Annotated in this window: 18 protein-coding genes; 11 read left to right on the top strand and 7 right to left on the bottom strand. The window is 42.7% G+C overall.

The window, feature by feature from the left end:
* Position 1 precedes the first annotated feature (1 nt).
* The 7 genes from mlaE to DUN60_RS12360 all read left to right on the top strand — a co-directional run bounded on the left by mlaE (position 2) and on the right by DUN60_RS12360 (position 4,682).
* On the top strand, positions 2 to 781 hold the full coding sequence (mlaE, locus tag DUN60_RS12390) for a lipid asymmetry maintenance ABC transporter permease subunit MlaE (RefSeq protein WP_054548284.1): 780 nt from the start codon (positions 2 to 4) through the stop codon (positions 779 to 781).
* 2 nt (positions 782 to 783) lie between these two features.
* Complete coding sequence (gene mlaD / locus DUN60_RS12385) at positions 784 to 1,275, top strand: outer membrane lipid asymmetry maintenance protein MlaD (protein WP_054548285.1); 492 nt, start codon at positions 784 to 786, stop codon at positions 1,273 to 1,275.
* A gap of 52 nt (positions 1,276 to 1,327) precedes the next feature.
* Positions 1,328 to 1,957 (top strand): MlaC/ttg2D family ABC transporter substrate-binding protein, encoded by a 630-nt coding sequence (locus DUN60_RS12380; RefSeq protein ID WP_162838730.1) that lies wholly within the window; start codon positions 1,328 to 1,330, stop codon positions 1,955 to 1,957.
* A complete protein-coding gene (locus DUN60_RS12375; RefSeq protein WP_004735315.1) occupies positions 1,957 to 2,265 on the top strand; it encodes an STAS domain-containing protein in 309 nt (102 codons plus the stop codon). The genes DUN60_RS12380 and DUN60_RS12375 overlap by 1 nt, the downstream gene beginning before the upstream one ends.
* Before the next feature lie 13 nt (positions 2,266 to 2,278).
* On the top strand, positions 2,279 to 2,533 hold the full coding sequence (ibaG, locus tag DUN60_RS12370) for a BolA family iron metabolism protein IbaG (protein WP_004735316.1): 255 nt from the start codon (positions 2,279 to 2,281) through the stop codon (positions 2,531 to 2,533).
* 8 nt (positions 2,534 to 2,541) lie between these two features.
* Positions 2,542 to 3,807 carry a UDP-N-acetylglucosamine 1-carboxyvinyltransferase gene (murA, locus tag DUN60_RS12365; protein ID WP_065207449.1) on the top strand — a complete coding sequence of 422 codons (1,266 nt, stop codon included), beginning with the start codon at positions 2,542 to 2,544 and terminating at the stop codon, positions 3,805 to 3,807.
* A gap of 149 nt (positions 3,808 to 3,956) precedes the next feature.
* The gene (locus DUN60_RS12360) at positions 3,957 to 4,682 is read left to right on the top strand and encodes a 1-acylglycerol-3-phosphate O-acyltransferase (protein WP_004735318.1); all 726 of its coding nucleotides are present in this window, start codon (positions 3,957 to 3,959) and stop codon (positions 4,680 to 4,682) included.
* A 124-nt stretch (positions 4,683 to 4,806) separates the two neighbouring features.
* Here the strand turns inward: DUN60_RS12360 and DUN60_RS12355 are convergent, their stop codons facing one another.
* The 5 genes from DUN60_RS12355 to arcA all read right to left on the bottom strand — a co-directional run bounded on the left by DUN60_RS12355 (position 4,807) and on the right by arcA (position 9,405).
* Positions 4,807 to 5,196, bottom strand: coding sequence for a RidA family protein (locus DUN60_RS12355; protein WP_009847729.1), 390 nt, complete (start codon positions 5,194 to 5,196; stop codon positions 4,807 to 4,809).
* Between the two features lie 135 nt (positions 5,197 to 5,331).
* A complete protein-coding gene (pyrI, locus tag DUN60_RS12350; protein WP_004735320.1) occupies positions 5,332 to 5,793 on the bottom strand; it encodes an aspartate carbamoyltransferase regulatory subunit in 462 nt (153 codons plus the stop codon).
* Positions 5,794 to 5,805: 12 nt separating this feature from the next.
* Positions 5,806 to 6,735, bottom strand: a complete 930-nt coding sequence (pyrB, locus tag DUN60_RS12345) for an aspartate carbamoyltransferase (RefSeq protein ID WP_004735321.1) — start codon at positions 6,733 to 6,735, stop codon at positions 5,806 to 5,808.
* A 288-nt stretch (positions 6,736 to 7,023) separates the two neighbouring features.
* A complete protein-coding gene (locus tag DUN60_RS12340) occupies positions 7,024 to 8,028 on the bottom strand; it encodes an ornithine carbamoyltransferase (RefSeq protein ID WP_114634036.1) in 1,005 nt (334 codons plus the stop codon).
* Between the two features lie 156 nt (positions 8,029 to 8,184).
* Complete coding sequence (gene arcA, locus DUN60_RS12335) at positions 8,185 to 9,405, bottom strand: arginine deiminase (protein ID WP_004735323.1); 1,221 nt, start codon at positions 9,403 to 9,405, stop codon at positions 8,185 to 8,187.
* Positions 9,406 to 9,982: 577 nt separating this feature from the next.
* On the opposite strand from arcA, the gene rraB reads away from it, so the two are divergent.
* Positions 9,983 to 10,399, top strand: coding sequence for a ribonuclease E inhibitor RraB (gene rraB, locus DUN60_RS12330; RefSeq protein ID WP_004735324.1), 417 nt, complete (start codon positions 9,983 to 9,985; stop codon positions 10,397 to 10,399).
* 125 nt (positions 10,400 to 10,524) lie between these two features.
* Positions 10,525 to 11,322 (top strand): glycosyl hydrolase 2 galactose-binding domain-containing protein, encoded by a 798-nt coding sequence (locus DUN60_RS12325; RefSeq protein WP_114634035.1) that lies wholly within the window; start codon positions 10,525 to 10,527, stop codon positions 11,320 to 11,322.
* A gap of 93 nt (positions 11,323 to 11,415) precedes the next feature.
* On the opposite strand, the gene DUN60_RS12320 is transcribed toward DUN60_RS12325, so the two are convergent.
* A complete protein-coding gene (locus DUN60_RS12320) occupies positions 11,416 to 12,321 on the bottom strand; it encodes a bifunctional helix-turn-helix transcriptional regulator/GNAT family N-acetyltransferase (RefSeq protein ID WP_114634034.1) in 906 nt (301 codons plus the stop codon).
* 79 nt (positions 12,322 to 12,400) lie between these two features.
* On the bottom strand, positions 12,401 to 12,805 hold the full coding sequence (locus DUN60_RS12315) for a DUF2061 domain-containing protein (RefSeq protein WP_114634033.1): 405 nt from the start codon (positions 12,803 to 12,805) through the stop codon (positions 12,401 to 12,403).
* Between the two features lie 331 nt (positions 12,806 to 13,136).
* Between DUN60_RS12315 and DUN60_RS12310 the strand changes: the two genes are divergently transcribed.
* Positions 13,137 to 14,309 (top strand): YjgN family protein, encoded by a 1,173-nt coding sequence (locus DUN60_RS12310; RefSeq protein ID WP_017096066.1) that lies wholly within the window; start codon positions 13,137 to 13,139, stop codon positions 14,307 to 14,309.
* A complete protein-coding gene (locus DUN60_RS12305; protein ID WP_065207446.1) occupies positions 14,310 to 15,317 on the top strand; it encodes a M48 family metallopeptidase in 1,008 nt (335 codons plus the stop codon). It abuts the gene before it with no gap.
* The last annotated feature ends 34 nt before the right edge of the window (positions 15,318 to 15,351 follow it).

The raw sequence follows: 15,351 nt of genomic DNA, 5'->3' as shown, positions 1-15,351 counted from the left end.
TATGATTGTTAAAGCTATTGCGGGTGTCGGTAAGCGAACACTTGCGATCTGTGAGTCATTTGGTCGAGCAAGCCTGATGTTATCTGGGGCTTTGTTTGGCATCCCGAGACTAAAGAATTTCCCTTTATTCGTTAAACAACTTTATAGCGTTGGTGTTCAGTCATTGGCTATCATTTTAGTTTCGGGTTTGTTTATTGGCATGGTGCTCAGCCTGCAGGGCTATGTCGTGTTAATCGACTACGGTGCTGAAGGTAACCTTGGTCAAATGGTCGCGCTTTCACTGTTACGTGAGTTGGGCCCAGTGGTGACTGCGTTATTGTTTGCAGGCCGCGCAGGTTCAGCATTAACGGCTGAGATCGGCTTAATGAAAGCAACCGAACAGATCTCTAGCCTTGAAATGATGGCCGTCGATCCTCTCAAACGCATTATTGCGCCACGCCTTTGGGCCGGGCTTATTTCAATGCCACTGCTCGCTATGATCTTTATGGCGGTCGGGATTTGGGGGGCTCAGTTAGTTGGTGTCGATTGGAAGGGCATTGACCACGGCAGTTTCTGGTCTGCGATGCAGTCTTCCGTTGAGCTAGGTCGAGATATTGGTAACAGCACGATCAAATGTATGGTCTTTGCTATCACAGTAACTTGGATCGCACTTTTTAATGGTTATGATGCGGTACCGACCTCAGAAGGTATTAGTCAGGCAACCACACGCACTGTAGTGCACTCTTCTCTAGCGGTATTAGGGCTAGATTTTGTTCTTACCGCATTGATGTTTGGGAATTAATCATGCAACAAACTCGAAAATTAGAATTATGGGTCGGCACCTTTGTTATTGTCGGAATTTGCGCAATCTTAATCATGATCTTTCAAGTCGCTGACGTAAAAGGCTTAGGTTCGAACCATACTTACAATCTAAAAGCGACCTTTGACAACATTGGCAGCTTAAAAGTTCGTTCTCCAGTGAAGGTGGGTGGCGTCGTTGTCGGTCGAGTTAAAAGTATTGAGCTTGATACAGAGAGTTACCTTCCTGTCGTTGAATTATCTATTGATGCGAAGTACTCACAATTTCCAGATACCTCTAGTGCTCAAATCTTAACGTCTGGTTTAATCGGTGAGCAGTACATCAGTCTGGTTCCTGGCTTCATTTTTGATGATGAAGAGATGTTGGTTGATGGTGATTCTATTGAAGACACCAAGTCAGCATTAGTACTAGAAGATTTGATTGGCCAAGTGCTGTATAGCGTTGGTGGCTCTGATGACAGCGAAGTTAAGGAATAAGATGATGTTGAAAACTATTAGTCACTTCAAAGTTATCGGTTACTTGAAATCAATGTTTATGGTAGTAATGGCTTCACTTATTTCTGCTCAAGTTTTTGCTGCAGAATCGATTGATCGCACTCAGCCTTATCAGATGATGACGCAAGTTGCTGAAGTGGCATTTGATCGTTTAAAGAGTGAGCAAGAGAATATCCAGCAAGATCCTGAGTTATTGAAGGTCATTGTGGAAGATGAATTGATGCCTTATGTGAACGCGCAATATGCGGCACTTAAGTTGTTAGGACCTAACCTAAAAGGGGCGGACAGAAAAGACGTACGTGTATTTATCGATGCGTTCCGTAAATACCTTGTTTCTTCTTACGCTCAAGTACTGACTCAGTACTCGGATCAGACGATTGAATTTGGTCCAGAACCAAAAATCAAAGCAGATAGCCGTATTACCAGTATTAAGGTTAGTATCATAGATACGCCGCGACCAAACATTAAGCTTGAATTTAAGCTACGCAAAGACAAGAAGTCAGGCGAGTGGAAGGCGTTTGATATGGTTGCTGAAGGTATTAGCCTGTTATCGAGCAAGCAATCAGAGTGGAATACTAAAATTCGTCAAGAAGGCATTTTACAAGTTGCCGATGAATTAGAGAAACTTGCAGCACAACCGATTCGTTTTGAGAGTAATAAATAATGAGCCACTCTCAATGGCAAGCACTAAGCTCTAAAGAGTATCAGCTGCTCGGTGACATAGACCGAGACAGTGTCCCTGCAATCTGGCGTATATTGGAAAAGTGGCAAACGACGGAATCGAGCGTTGAAATTGACCTTAGCCATATAAATCGAGTCGATTCAGCAGGAATGGTGATGCTAATTCACTTATTAGAGCATGCAAAAAATCAAAACTGTCATATAATGCTCAGTTTCGTGCCAGAACAATTACGAACGTTGTTCCAATTGAGCAATATCCAGCCAATGATGGCAGAACACATAAAAAATTAGGCAGGAGCTATTTGTGGACAGCACAAAAGTACAAGAATTATTAGCAGCGGCACTGAACCTTCAGGAGATTTTCGTGAAGGGTGAAGGCAGTCATTACGAAGTTGTTGCGGTTGATGCATGTTTTGACGGCATGAATCGAGTTAAGAAGCAGCAACTAATCTACGGCCCACTAATGGAATACATTCAACGCAATGACATCCATGCTCTTTCTATTAAGGCTTTCACGCCAGAAGAGTGGGAACGTGATAAGAAACTGATGTCACTTTAAGGTTTATGATGGAAAAGTTTCGAGTTATTGGATCGGATAAGCCGTTAAGCGGTGAAGTGACGATCTCAGGCGCAAAAAATGCAGCGCTACCTATTTTATTCGCATCAATCCTTGCTGAAGAGCCGGTTGAAGTGAGTAATGTTCCTCACCTACGTGACATCGATACTACGATGGAATTGCTTAAGCGTTTAGGCGCAAAAGTATCACGTAACGGTAGTGTTCATGTTGATGGCAGCGAAATTAATGAATTTTGTGCGCCTTACGATTTAGTAAAAACAATGCGTGCTTCTATTTGGGCTTTAGGTCCTCTAGTCGCTCGTTTTGGTGAAGGCCAAGTGTCACTTCCTGGTGGTTGTGCAATTGGCGCTCGACCTGTTGATTTACATATCCATGGCCTAGAGCAACTAGGTGCGACCATTAAGTTGGAAGATGGTTATGTAAAAGCAAGTGTTGACGGCCGTTTGAAAGGCGCGCACATCGTGATGGATAAAGTAAGTGTGGGTGCCACCATTACTATCATGTGTGCAGCAACGCTAGCGGAAGGTACAACTGTATTAGATAACTCAGCGCGTGAGCCTGAGATTGTTGATACGGCTGATTTCCTAAACAAACTAGGTGCTAAGATTACTGGCGCAGGTACAGACACGATTACTATCGAAGGCGTTGAGCGTCTTGGTGGTGGTCATCACTCTGTGGTTGCTGACCGTATCGAAACGGGTACGTTCCTTGTTGCTGCTGCTGTTTCTGGCGGTAAAGTGGTTTGTCGCAACACCAACGCTCATCTTCTTGAAGCTGCATTAGCGAAGCTTGAAGAAGCGGGTGCGAAGGTTGAAACGGGCGAAGACTGGATCAGCCTTGATATGACAGATCGTGAGCTGAAAGCGGTGAAAATCGTAACAGCACCTCACCCAGGTTTCCCAACCGACATGCAAGCACAGTTTACTCTGCTCAACATGATGGCGAAGGGTAGTGGTGTTATCACTGAGACTATCTTTGAAAACCGCTTTATGCACATTCCTGAGTTACAGCGAATGGGTGCAAAAGCGGAAATCGAAGGCAACACGGCTATCTGTGGTGAAACTGAGAAGTTAAGCGGCGCTCAAGTAATGGCAACGGATCTTCGCGCATCTGCGAGTCTTGTTATTGCAGGCTGTATTGCTCAAGGTGAAACCATTGTTGACCGTATTTATCACATCGATCGTGGCTACGATAAGATTGAAGATAAACTTTCAGCTTTAGGCGCAAACATTACACGATTTAGTGAGTCGAACTAACTTAGGTTAGTGGATTCATGAATCAGTAAGATGAAAACATAAAAGTCGGAACCTTGGTTTCGGCTTTTTTATAGTTGTATTTACCGCAAGTGAATCTATTGCCATTTTTTGTGAATAGATGAATCAACTTGGCGGTTGTGAGGAACAAAATGATAGCAATATTACGTATTTTCGCAGTGGCGATATTTGCGATTCTTATGTTTGTATTTGGGTGTGGTTACTGTTTACTAAGCCCACGCAACCCGAAACACGTATTTACCTTTGGTCGTTATTTCGGTCGCATGTCGAAAATCTTTGGTATGAAGTTAGAGCTTCGTATCCCGGAAGATGCTTATTCTCGTGGCCAACATGTTTACGTTGCAAACCACCAAAATAGCTGGGATCTATTCACGATTTCATCAGCGGTAACACCTAAGGTTGTGACTGTTGGTAAGAAGAGCCTAGCGTGGATGCCTCTTTTTGGTCAGCTGTACTGGTTGACGGGTAATATCTTAATTGACCGAGCTAACCGCAGCAAAGCGGTAGGTACGATCGATCAAGTGGTTACTAGCCTTAAAGAGAGTGATGTTTCAGTATGGATGTTCCCTGAGGGGACTCGTTCTCGTGGTCGTGGTTTGTTGCCATTCAAAACGGGTGCTTTTCATGCTGCGATTGGCGCTGGCTTACCTATTATCCCTATCGTGTGTAGCTCAACAGGTGGCGTGAAGCTGAACCGTTGGAACAATGGTCATGTGATTGTTGAAATGCTGCCACCAATCAGCACTGAAGATTACGATAAGTCTAATGTTCGTCAACTGGCTAACCTAGCTCGTGAGCAGATGGCTGCGAAGCTTGAAGAGTTAGACAAAGAAGTGGTTGAGCTTAATAAGAAGTAATCATCTAAGCGAAACGATGAACAATAAAAAAGGTTGCCAATTGGGCAACCTTTTTTGTATCTGATAAACGCTCAGCTTTATGCCAACTTGTTTACTAGAAACCGTTTATTCTAGATATTAAAACCTATTTGCGAACCGCAATAGCTTCGATCTCGATACCTACATCTTTTGGCAGACGCGCTACTTCAACACATGAACGTGCAGGGTAGTTTGCAACACCGTGCTCATCAAAGAACTTACCGTAAACTTCGTTTACTGTACCGAAGTCGTTTAGGTCTTTAACGAATACCGTTAGTTTTACGATGTCTTTTACAGTCAGGCCAGAAGCTTCAACAACCGCTTGAACGTTGTCTAGAGATTGGCGAGCTTGCACTGCGATATCAGCAGATACTTCACCAGTTGCTGGGTTTACTGGGATTTGACCAGAAGTCAGAACCATATTACCAAGGTCAACACCTTGTACGTATGGGCCGATTGCAGCTGGAGCTGATTCTGTGTGAAGTACTTTAGTCATTGGTTATTCCATCAGTTATTGGATAAAAAGCGATTTTTAGTGTGCCTTCAAACTTAGGATAGGTAAAGAGCAAAATACCCCGCACAGGCGAGGTATTGAATAGTTTTTGCGTTCGATCGATGTTGCCGTATGACGTTATCTTTCTGTCACGATCTCACGAGAGAAGACTTTTTCGCAGTATTTACACTTCAATCGAATATCTTCTTTCTTTTCAAAGATCTTAAAGCTGCTTTCAACGGGTTCATTGTGAGTAATACAATTGGTGTTTGGACACTCGAACACATCGTTGATTTGCTCAGGAAGTTCTAGTGGTAGCTTCTTAACCACTTCGTAATCTTCGATTTGGTTTACGGTCGCGTGAGGCGCGTAAAGTGCTAACTTGCTCGCTTGTTCTTCCGTGATAAACACATTCTCTATCTTGAGTAAGTCTTTACCGCCTAGAGCAGAAGATGGCAGGTTTAGGCCAATCGTTACTCGCTGATTAGAGTTATGCATGTCGAACAGTTTGAGTACCTTGATCCCGATGTTGGCTGGGATATGGTCGATAACCGTTCCGTTCTTGATTGCTTCAACTTTTAATTGAGTCTCTTTAGACATGATATCTCTCCTCTACAGCGTTTCGTTAAGAACAAGGGCTAGCAGTGCTTCGCGTGCGTAAACACCGTTCTCTGCTTGCTGGAAGTAGTAAGCGTAAGGTGTTTTATCGACATCGACAGTAATTTCATCAACACGAGGAAGAGGGTGAAGAACCTTTAGGTTATCACGTGCATTTTCCAGCATTGGAGCCGTCAGGATGTACGCTGATTTGATGTGCGCGTATTCCGATTCATCGAAGCGCTCTTTTTGAACTCGAGTCATGTACAAGACATCAAGCTCTGGAATGACATCTTCCATGTCTGTCAGCAGTTGATACTTGATACCCGCCTCATCAAGTTCTTCGCAAATGTAGTCTGGCATCGCCAGTGCTTCAGGTGCCACGAAGTAGAAACAGATGTTATCGAACTTCGCTAGCGCTTGAGTCAACGAGTGAACCGTACGGCCGTACTTAAGGTCACCAACGAATGCAACGTTGAGGTTGTCTAGGCGGCCTTGTGTCTCAGCGATAGAGAATAGGTCTAATAGCGTTTGTGTTGGGTGTTGGTTTGCGCCGTCACCTGCGTTAATAACCGGTACACCGTTAGAAAACTCAGAAGCCAGACGCGCAGCACCTTCTTGAGGATGACGCATTACGTAAGCATCAACGTATGAAGAGATAACCTGTACTGAGTCTGCCAACGTTTCGCCTTTCTTTGCCAGTGAAGTGTTACCACCGCTGTCGAAACCAATCACATCACCACCGATGCGCTGAATAGCCGTTTCAAAAGAGAGACGAGTTCGCGTTGAAGGTTCGAAGAAGCAGCTTGCAACAACTTTATTCTTGATGAGCTCTGGGTTTGGCTCAGCTTTTAGTTGACCTGCCGTTTGAACAATCAATTCTAGCTCTTCACGAGAAAGCTCTGGAATTGAGATGATGTGCTTTTGATAGAGCGAATTCGCCATGATCTTCTTCCCCACAATAATGTATTGGCCATAAAAAAGCCCCCCGTAATGGGAGGCTTTAAAAAAGTGCTGAAAAGCAGAATAGACGGCCTGGCAAGCATGCTAGCTTGCGAGCAATATTTGGTGTTTCCACAATTTTATTATGTGTTTTCACAATATCATTATGTTTTATCACAACATTGCTTGGCGTCATTTTCACTACTCTCAGACAAATTGCCGAGAATTATACGCTTTCAATCTGTGAGCGCAAGCGATTACATCAAGCTTTTGTTTATGTTTGATTCTTCGTTATTGACCTAAGGTCGCAACCATTACCGCTTTGATGGTGTGCATGCGATTCTCAGCTTCATCAAACACAATTGAGTAGTCCGACTCAAACACTTCATCAGTCACTTCCAAACCGTTCATTCCATATTTGTCTGCAACTTGCTGGCCGATCACGGTTTCATTGTTGTGGAAAGCGGGCAGGCAATGCATGAATTTCACTTGAGGGTTACCTGTGAGCTTAATGACATCCATATTCACTTGGTAAGGTGTCATTACAGCCACACGTTCGTCCCAAGCTTCTGGCGCTTCACCCATAGAAACCCAAACATCGGTATAAAGGAAATCACAGCCTTTCACACCTTCAGCAACGTCTTCTGTCAGCGTGATTTTTGCACCTGTACTTTGCGCGATAGCTTGGCACTCTTCGACAAGCTGCTCTTCTGGCCAGAACGCTTTAGGCGCGACAAGGCGAATATCCATGCCCATTTTTGCTGCACCTACTAGCAGAGAATTACCCATGTTGTTACGTGCATCGCCTAGGTAAGCAAAACTGATTTGATGCAGATGTTTACCGCGACCATGCTCAAGCATAGTGAGGAAATCAGCCAAGATCTGAGTAGGGTGGAACTCATCGGTTAAGCCATTCCAAACTGGTACACCAGCATAAGCGCCTAGGTCTTCGACAATGCTTTGGCCAAACCCTCGGTATTCAATGCCATCGTACATGCGACCTAATACACGTGCCGTATCTTTCATTGATTCTTTCTGACCAATCTGAGAACCAGAAGGGCCTAAATAAGAGACTTGAGCGCCTTGATCAAAAGCAGCTACCTCAAAAGCACATCGAGTTCGAGTGGATGCTTTTTCAAAGATCAAAGCGATTTTTTTACCGTTAAGCTTTTTCTGCTCTGTACCTGCATACTTAGCTTTTTTAAGGTCGGCAGACAGGTCGAGTAAAAACTGAATCTCTTTAGGAGTAAAGTCGAGAAGTTTTAGAAAGTTACGATTGCGAAGATTAAAGGCCATCTCTCGCTCCTTGCGTATATAGAATCAATGAAGAACTCAGTTAAACATAAAAATGCTATATTTGTGAATATTTATTTTGTTAATTTGATAAAAAAGGCCAGTACAATGGTACTGGCCTAGATAAGTTAGTGTGCTCGCTTTATTGAGTTTTGTGGCTTAGATACCGTCTCTTTCGATAGGACAACTCATACAGCGAGCGCCACCTCGGCCACGACCTAGTTCATTGCCCGGAATCGTCAGAACTTCGATACCTGCTTTATCGTATTTTTCATTGGTGTAAACATTACGCTCATAGCCGATAACCGTACCCGGTTTCACCGTCAGTACGTTGTTAGCGTCATTCCACTGCTCACGTTCAGCTTCGTAGTTATCACCACCGGTTGTGATGATCTTCAGTTGATCGAGATCCAGTGCTCCTTCAATCGCTGTTAGGTAGTTTTCAGCTTTCTCCACTCGCATTTCGCCATTTTCTTTCGGCGTTAAGCGCCAAGTATCTAGGTCTTTACGAACGATCTCTGGATAGACTGAGAATGTGTCGATATCCATGTGTGTCATTACCGTATCAAGGTGCATACAAGAGCGGTGCTTCGGTAAATCAATCGCAATCACTTCTTTAGCTTGACCGGATTTGAATAAACTAGCGGCTAGGTTTTCAACACCTTGTGGCTTAGTACGCTCTGAAATACCGATAAGCACGGCACCTTTACCGATAACCAGTACATCTCCACCTTCAATATTCGCGTTGTCATAGTGAAGATCTTCATCACCGAAGTGTTTAATGAAATCTTGGCCTGCGAATACAGGGTGCCAGCGGTAAATTGCTCGCAAGTGATTCGTTTCTCGTTGACGAGCAGGCATCATCATAGGGTTAAGAGAGACACCTCCATAAACCCAACAAGAAGTATCGCGGGTAAATAGATGGTTGGGTAGCGGCTCAATAACGAAATCAAGCGGGCGGTGCATCTTCGGTAGCATTGAAGAAGATTTAATAGGAAGTTCAGAGTAGGCTAAACCACCCAGTAGGATCGTGGCTAAGTGCTCGTTGTCCATTTGAGCAAGGTATTCTCTTAAATCACGTGCGAATGTAGGGCCGTAACGGAAGTCTGAGATTTGAGTCGTCAGTAGCCACTCACGAGCTTGAGCCACAGCGAGTGTCTCAACCAGTAGGTCATGCAGTAATAACACTTCAACGTCTTGGTTACGAAGTGTCGTCGCAAAGGCATCGTGTTCTTCACCTGCGGCTTCTACTGCAAGTACATCATCAAAGAGTAACTCATGACAGTTAGAAGGGGTGAGGTGGGTGAGTGCCCTTTCAGGTCGATTTAGGAGAACTCGTCTTAATTGACCGACTTCGGAGCCAACGTACAGCTTACTCATTTTGCATCCTTACTATTAATCCAGCGTCTATTTATGACAAGCTTGTTCGTAATATGCAAGTTTTGAAAATTGTGTAAAGGTTGTGTTATTTCTCAATTGTTGGTTTTTAATGCTAATTAATTAAAAATTAGTAATATTAAAATCCAATTGAAAGACTCAATGCTAGAACAAACTTTTTGCGGTTCTATGCTCAAATTTCAGTAACTCGATAATCCATTTTGCTTGGTGAACATGATTTTTCATTCAAAATTTATGCAATTATCGATTCTAAAATGAGTTCTTATGCACCAATGAAGTGTTCGTCAGTATGCATTTGATATGACTAACCACTCAGTTTTAGAGAAGTAAGGCGAAAAGTAACAATAAAAATGAAATGCTAAAACACACGTTAGTTAATAATATGTTGAAAATTTGTTTCTGTGATTTTGATTTCACTTTTTAATTGATATCCCCTCTGTTATCTAGCGATAAACTTACTCTTCTATACCTGATCTAGGTGGCTTTTCTAGGCGATCCATGCCATATTTCGTGGCAATCAAATTTGATCTTTTCATAGTCAACACTCTGGAGCAGACACATGTCTCACGAAGATGAATATCTATCAGTAGCGGAATTAATTGAATTTCAAAAAGGAGAGACTCGCGACATCATTGAAGCACTAATCGAAGATGGTAGCGATCCTGAAGCTCTATACGATATCGAGCATCACCTTTTTGCTGAAGATTTCGCAGTACTTGAGAAAGCCGTTGTTGAAGCATTCAAAATGGGCTTTGAAGTGCTTGAAGCTGAAGAGACAGAAGACGAAGATGGCAACAAGCTACTTTGTTGTGATGCAACGATGCAGTGTACTCTGAACGCAGAAGCGATTGATGAGCAAGTTGAGAAGCTTGTAAATCTTGCAGAGAAGTTTGACATTATCTACGACGGTTGGGGCACTTACTACGAAGGTGAAGATGCTATCTACCCAGACGAAGATGATGAAGACGAAGAGTAATTTCTTCCCAGTTTTAAAGAATGCCAGCCTTGAGCTGGCATTTTTTTATCCTCAGAAAAATAAATGTCTTTATATGCATTCATTCATTATAATGCGGTCAAAATTGATCTAGCTCAAGGAATGCTATGCGATTACCTCTCGATGGTCTTTGGCAAATATCGCCACTGACGGACCTCTCTATTCCACAAGATGACATTACTTTTCCGGCTCCGTTAAGTTCAAAGCTTCCGGATAGCTTGAGTGAAAGTGAAATCGCAGAGCAAGAGTGGCACCTGATGCATGACATCGAAGTGGATGATGCGATGTTGGCGTGCCCGTTTGTTGAGTTAGTAATGGCAGGTGTTGATTACTTTGCGGAAGTTCGACTCAATGGTGTGGCTGTGTTTGATTGTGATGGTAGCCAAGTCGAATATCGTAAAGATATTCGACCTTACATGCAGTCTGGTCGCAACCGTTTTGAGATTCTTTTCCTTGAAGAAGAGGAGAGCTTATTGCTTGAAGAGGATATGGGTGAGTCAGTCTCTTCATCGGCTGTCGCTAAATCGGATTCTCGTATCGGAATCTGGCAAGCGCCATATCTGCAGTTCGTTCGTCACGTCAAGCTTGAGCAAGTTGTGACAGAGCAGATCTGGCATTACGGTGGTGGTTGTGAGTTCAAAGTGGATGTTATCTATCAAACGCTAAAGCCGGGGCTAATATCGGCATCAATCAAGTTTAATGGTATGACATTGGTGATGCCGATAGATGTGCGAGCAGAACATACGGGTGTTGTTTTCCAGGTTGAGGCGCCGATCATTTTTGATATTGAGAATCCTAATCCTAAACATTTATACTCGTTAGAAGTGGTACTTGATGGCCAGGAAGAGAGCTCTTTTGTCGCCTTGAATCCAGCTTCTTGCGTCAGTAATTTTTTGCGTAGTTAGCGGTTATTTAATTAGCCCGTTACGTAAGGAATCAATTCGCTCACTTGCTTGTCATCTGATGAACTGCCGACGCCAACCCTATTTCAAAACACATTATAGCGTTTTGGCCATTACAACCTCACAAGCGTCATGGCCTGTTTCTCCCCAAGCAGAATCAAGGTGTTCAAAGCCCAATTTTTCGTAAAGTTTAACGGCAGCATTAAGACATTCGGTTGTTTCTAAATACATATGTTGATAACCCAGTTCCTTAGCTTTCTCCATCGACATATTAACCAACTTTTTCGCTAAGCCTTTGCCTCTGGTTTTAGGCAAGAAGTACATCTTTTGCAGTTCACAGACTTCTGGCATCCCTGCTAATGGTGCAAACCCACCACCACCGACAACCTTTCCATCAAGTTCAATCACCCAATACTGAGATCTTTCATTGTTATAAACACTGAACATGTCTTCTAAGGTGGGATCTGCCACACCATAACCTTTATCTTCGGTTAGCCCGTTCTCATAAGAGACTTGGCGAATCACATTGGCTACTACGGTGTTGTCTTGCTGTTGTAGAGGACGAACCACCACATCACTTGAAGCGTGGCTTTGTTGCAGTGCTCTAAGGTAGTGCTTAATTCCCCCAGAAACTTGTTGAGTTTCCGCTTCTGTTAAACGCTCAAGTACCGAGTCATAAAACTGATTCTGTTGACTGTGAAGTTGGGCAAGAGTGTTTATCCCTTGTTCTGTTACTGAAGCAACAACACTGCGCTTATCGTTGGGGTGTGGCGAGGTTTGGATTAACGAGTTCCTCGCTAGATTATTGACTGCTCTACTGGCGTTGGACTTATCAATATTGAGCTTATCCGCTAATTGATTCACGGTTAATGGCTGCTGCTCTAGTTCGATAAGCGTATGTGCTTGAATCGGAGGTAGGGCAATATCACCACAATCTTTGTCGAGCATTCCAAGCTGTCGAACGAGCTGACGTGATAATTCTCTAAGTTGTGCTGAAGTCATGTTGCCTCTCAATATGGTTGCGATGTACAACTACAATTTAATTGCGAACCGCAACTATGTCAACAATAAACTCTCTAGGTTAAGCGTGTTGGGGCAAACAAAACTGTGGCTGTGTTGTTTGGCTTTCTGCCTTTCGTAGCCAAACTTTCTCATGGAAGTAGTAAGCCACGGTATTCAAAGCGGGTTCTAACGTTGCCATCACACCACCAACAAAGGCATCGCCAGTCAATAAGTAGACAACGGTAAAGGCAACACTAAAGTGGATAGTAGCGAAGCTTGCTGTTTTTAATTTAGTCATCCACTGACGAGCTTTAAGCGCTGGAACTTGAGCCCAAGCCTTTTCATGAAAATAGAAGGCCACAGTATTCACAGAGGGCTCAATCATAGCGATCAAGCTACCAATTAAGATGTCGCCTGTTAGTGCATAAGCGACACTAAATGCGATAGTAAAATGTAATGCGGCAAAGGTTAGTGTCTTTTTCATGATAATTACTCAATCGTTGTGTTGTTTCGATAGAGCTATTATTGAGAATTATTATCATTAGTTAAAATGGGTTGTAGGAATTAATTCGATAGATGAAACCTATCAAAGGATTCTAGGGGTAAAATAATCTCTGGTTGAATGTAACTGTATAGTGATAAATATCTTAGTAATGCTTGTTCAACTCCTTGTTATTATTTGCAAAAATTATGATACCTCCCTTTGATTTATCCATTCAGGTTATTGATTAGCACGGCGTGTTTCTATAGCGTGCAATCTCTCAATGCGCACCAAGATGCGCATGATTTAATGATGAACGTCAGATGGAGTTAAAATGGAAAACAAAGCGTTGGAAACTAAGGTTCTCTTTAGTGGAAAAGGGAAAGAGTATTTTGGAATATGGATTGTTAACATTCTACTATCAGTGATCACGCTCGGTATTTATTCGGCTTGGGCGAAAGTTCGAAATAAACGTTACTTTTATGGGAATACATTTATTGGTAGTGATAGCTTTGAATATCATGGTAAGCCCATGCAAATATTGAAAGGGCGAATCATTGCGTTGATTTGTGTAGTCGCTTGGGGAATCAGTAATCAATTTGCTCCTCAGGTTGCATTGGTTTTATTACTGGTTTTTTTTGCATTGTTACCATTGTTATCTCGCAGTAATGCTCGTTTTGATTCGGCAATGACAAGCTTTCGAAATGTTCACTTCTCTTTCCATGGTACTGTTTCCGGAGCCTACTGGGCAATTCTTGGGCGTGGTCTTGTTGTGGGTGTCGGCGTATTTACGGCAATCATGGCAATAATATTTACGATGCAAATGAACATGATTGCTGGTGGTATCGCCATTTTAATATCCATACCTTCTTATGTTTATTTACAATCCTGGTTACTTGCCGGTATCGCCAATTATTTTTCTAATGGTTATCGCTATGGCGATCGTCAGTTTAAAGCTGATTACCAAGATGGCTTTTATTTCAAAGTATACTTAACCAGTATGATTGCATGGCTGGTTGTCTCTATTGTTGCCGTCTTGGCTCTCTTCAGTGCCGTTGGCTTCAACATGATCAGCAACCCTGAGTCGTTATCCGAAATTGCTAACAACGGAAGTTTGACTTCAATGATGGTTGCTTATTACTTTGCTTTCATTGTTATGAGTATTGCGATTGCTGCTTACATTCAAGTAAAAATTAGAAATTACACCTTCTCTGAATTAGTGCTTGAAGGAAAAGAAAATGAGGCCGATTCAACGTTAAGTTTTGCTTCGACATTAACGATAAAAAGCTACATGTTTTTAGTATTGACTAACTTCTTACTTCAAGTGATTACCCTCGGGTTAGCTAGACCATGGGTGATGGTAAGAACGATGAACTACTTGTCGGAGAATACGTATGTTCAAGGTAACTTAGATTTACTAGTAGCAAACGACCAACCGTCTGATGTGGAATCGGCTATTTCTGATGAAATAGCTCAAGCGTTTAATGTTGATCTTGGTATTGGCTAAATGATCTCTGGTGTTGCACACCCGCCTCGTAGTTCTGAACGCTGCGAGGCCATTTTAGATATCTCTCACCCTGATAAACTACTCCTGAGTGTGGATGGGGATGGTTCTATTGTTTCTGCATATTTTGAACGTGTTGAAATTATGCGAGGCGTTGGATCCGCTCCAACAAAGCTCAAATTCCCCGATGGATGGCAATTTATCACGGAGGCAAGTGATGAATTGGACACCTATTTGAGAGACAGAGGTAAACATAATTTCTTAGGTAAATTAGAGAAGAACATCACGGCTATCTTAGTTAGTAGTATTGTTCTTATGTTACTTACTATTTCTATGTTCACTCATGGGATCCCGTGGTTAACTCATCAAATAGTCACTTATCTACCTGATTCGGTGCCTAGGCTGGTTGAAAATCAGGTTTTAGAGTCTTTAGATGAACAGTTCTTTGAGAGCTCCACTCTGTCGGAAGAACGACAGCGCCACATTCGACAGCGCTTTGAAAGGCAGCTGCAAAAAATGAGTATTGAAGGCGATGTACAGTTGGTTTTTCGTTCTTCAGAGCTTGGCGCCAATGCTTTTGCGCTGAGTGCTGGGACAATCATCGTATTAGATGATCTCGTTAGATTGACTACAACGGAAGAGCAACTAGACAGTATCTTGTTACATGAATTAGGACATGTTCAGCACCAGCATGTAATGAAGGTATTGGTTCGATCAAGTTTGTTATCAGTAACTGTAGCGGCTTTGACTGGTGAAAGCTCTGGGATCATTGATAACCTTACTGGTCTTGGTGTGTTTGTTGCAAATAATGGTCAATCACAAGATGCAGAGCGAGAAGCGGATTCATTTGCTTCCTATTCGATGATCGAGCTGCATGGTTCTAATCAAGCTATGATTGAGATGTTTGAATTGTTAGGAAAAGATTCTGATGGACATGCTGAACTACCCACATGGCTCAGTTCTCATCCTGAACTGGGTGAACGGATTGAATCATTGAGGGACGTACATTAGTTGTTTAGTGAAAAAGGTTAGTGTTAATGCCTAA

It is taken from the genome of Vibrio splendidus, from assembly GCF_003345295.1.
Taxonomy (GTDB): Bacteria; Pseudomonadota; Gammaproteobacteria; order Enterobacterales; family Vibrionaceae; genus Vibrio; species Vibrio splendidus_K.
Note: the sequence above shows the minus strand (reverse complement) of the source record. Positions and strands in the feature narration are given on the sequence as shown.

Coding starts and splice junctions, on each gene's coding strand:
- DUN60_RS12360 (WP_004735318.1), top strand. CDS start 3,957: ATGATAGCAATATTACGTATTTTCGCAGTGGCGATATTTGCGATTCTT.
- DUN60_RS12305 (WP_065207446.1), top strand. CDS start 14,310: ATGATCTCTGGTGTTGCACACCCGCCTCGTAGTTCTGAACGCTGCGAG.
- DUN60_RS12310 (WP_017096066.1), top strand. CDS start 13,137: ATGGAAAACAAAGCGTTGGAAACTAAGGTTCTCTTTAGTGGAAAAGGG.
- DUN60_RS12320 (WP_114634034.1), bottom strand. CDS start 12,321: ATGACTTCAGCACAACTTAGAGAATTATCACGTCAGCTCGTTCGACAG.
- rraB (WP_004735324.1), top strand. CDS start 9,983: ATGTCTCACGAAGATGAATATCTATCAGTAGCGGAATTAATTGAATTT.
- pyrB (WP_004735321.1), bottom strand. CDS start 6,735: ATGGCGAATTCGCTCTATCAAAAGCACATCATCTCAATTCCAGAGCTT.
- DUN60_RS12325 (WP_114634035.1), top strand. CDS start 10,525: ATGCGATTACCTCTCGATGGTCTTTGGCAAATATCGCCACTGACGGAC.
- murA (WP_065207449.1), top strand. CDS start 2,542: ATGGAAAAGTTTCGAGTTATTGGATCGGATAAGCCGTTAAGCGGTGAA.
- DUN60_RS12355 (WP_009847729.1), bottom strand. CDS start 5,196: ATGACTAAAGTACTTCACACAGAATCAGCTCCAGCTGCAATCGGCCCA.
- DUN60_RS12315 (WP_114634033.1), bottom strand. CDS start 12,805: ATGAAAAAGACACTAACCTTTGCCGCATTACATTTTACTATCGCATTT.
- DUN60_RS12340 (WP_114634036.1), bottom strand. CDS start 8,028: ATGGCCTTTAATCTTCGCAATCGTAACTTTCTAAAACTTCTCGACTTT.
- pyrI (WP_004735320.1), bottom strand. CDS start 5,793: ATGTCTAAAGAGACTCAATTAAAAGTTGAAGCAATCAAGAACGGAACG.
- DUN60_RS12375 (WP_004735315.1), top strand. CDS start 1,957: ATGAGCCACTCTCAATGGCAAGCACTAAGCTCTAAAGAGTATCAGCTG.
- DUN60_RS12380 (WP_162838730.1), top strand. CDS start 1,328: ATGTTTATGGTAGTAATGGCTTCACTTATTTCTGCTCAAGTTTTTGCT.
- mlaE (WP_054548284.1), top strand. CDS start 2: ATGATTGTTAAAGCTATTGCGGGTGTCGGTAAGCGAACACTTGCGATC.
- mlaD (WP_054548285.1), top strand. CDS start 784: ATGCAACAAACTCGAAAATTAGAATTATGGGTCGGCACCTTTGTTATT.
- arcA (WP_004735323.1), bottom strand. CDS start 9,405: ATGAGTAAGCTGTACGTTGGCTCCGAAGTCGGTCAATTAAGACGAGTT.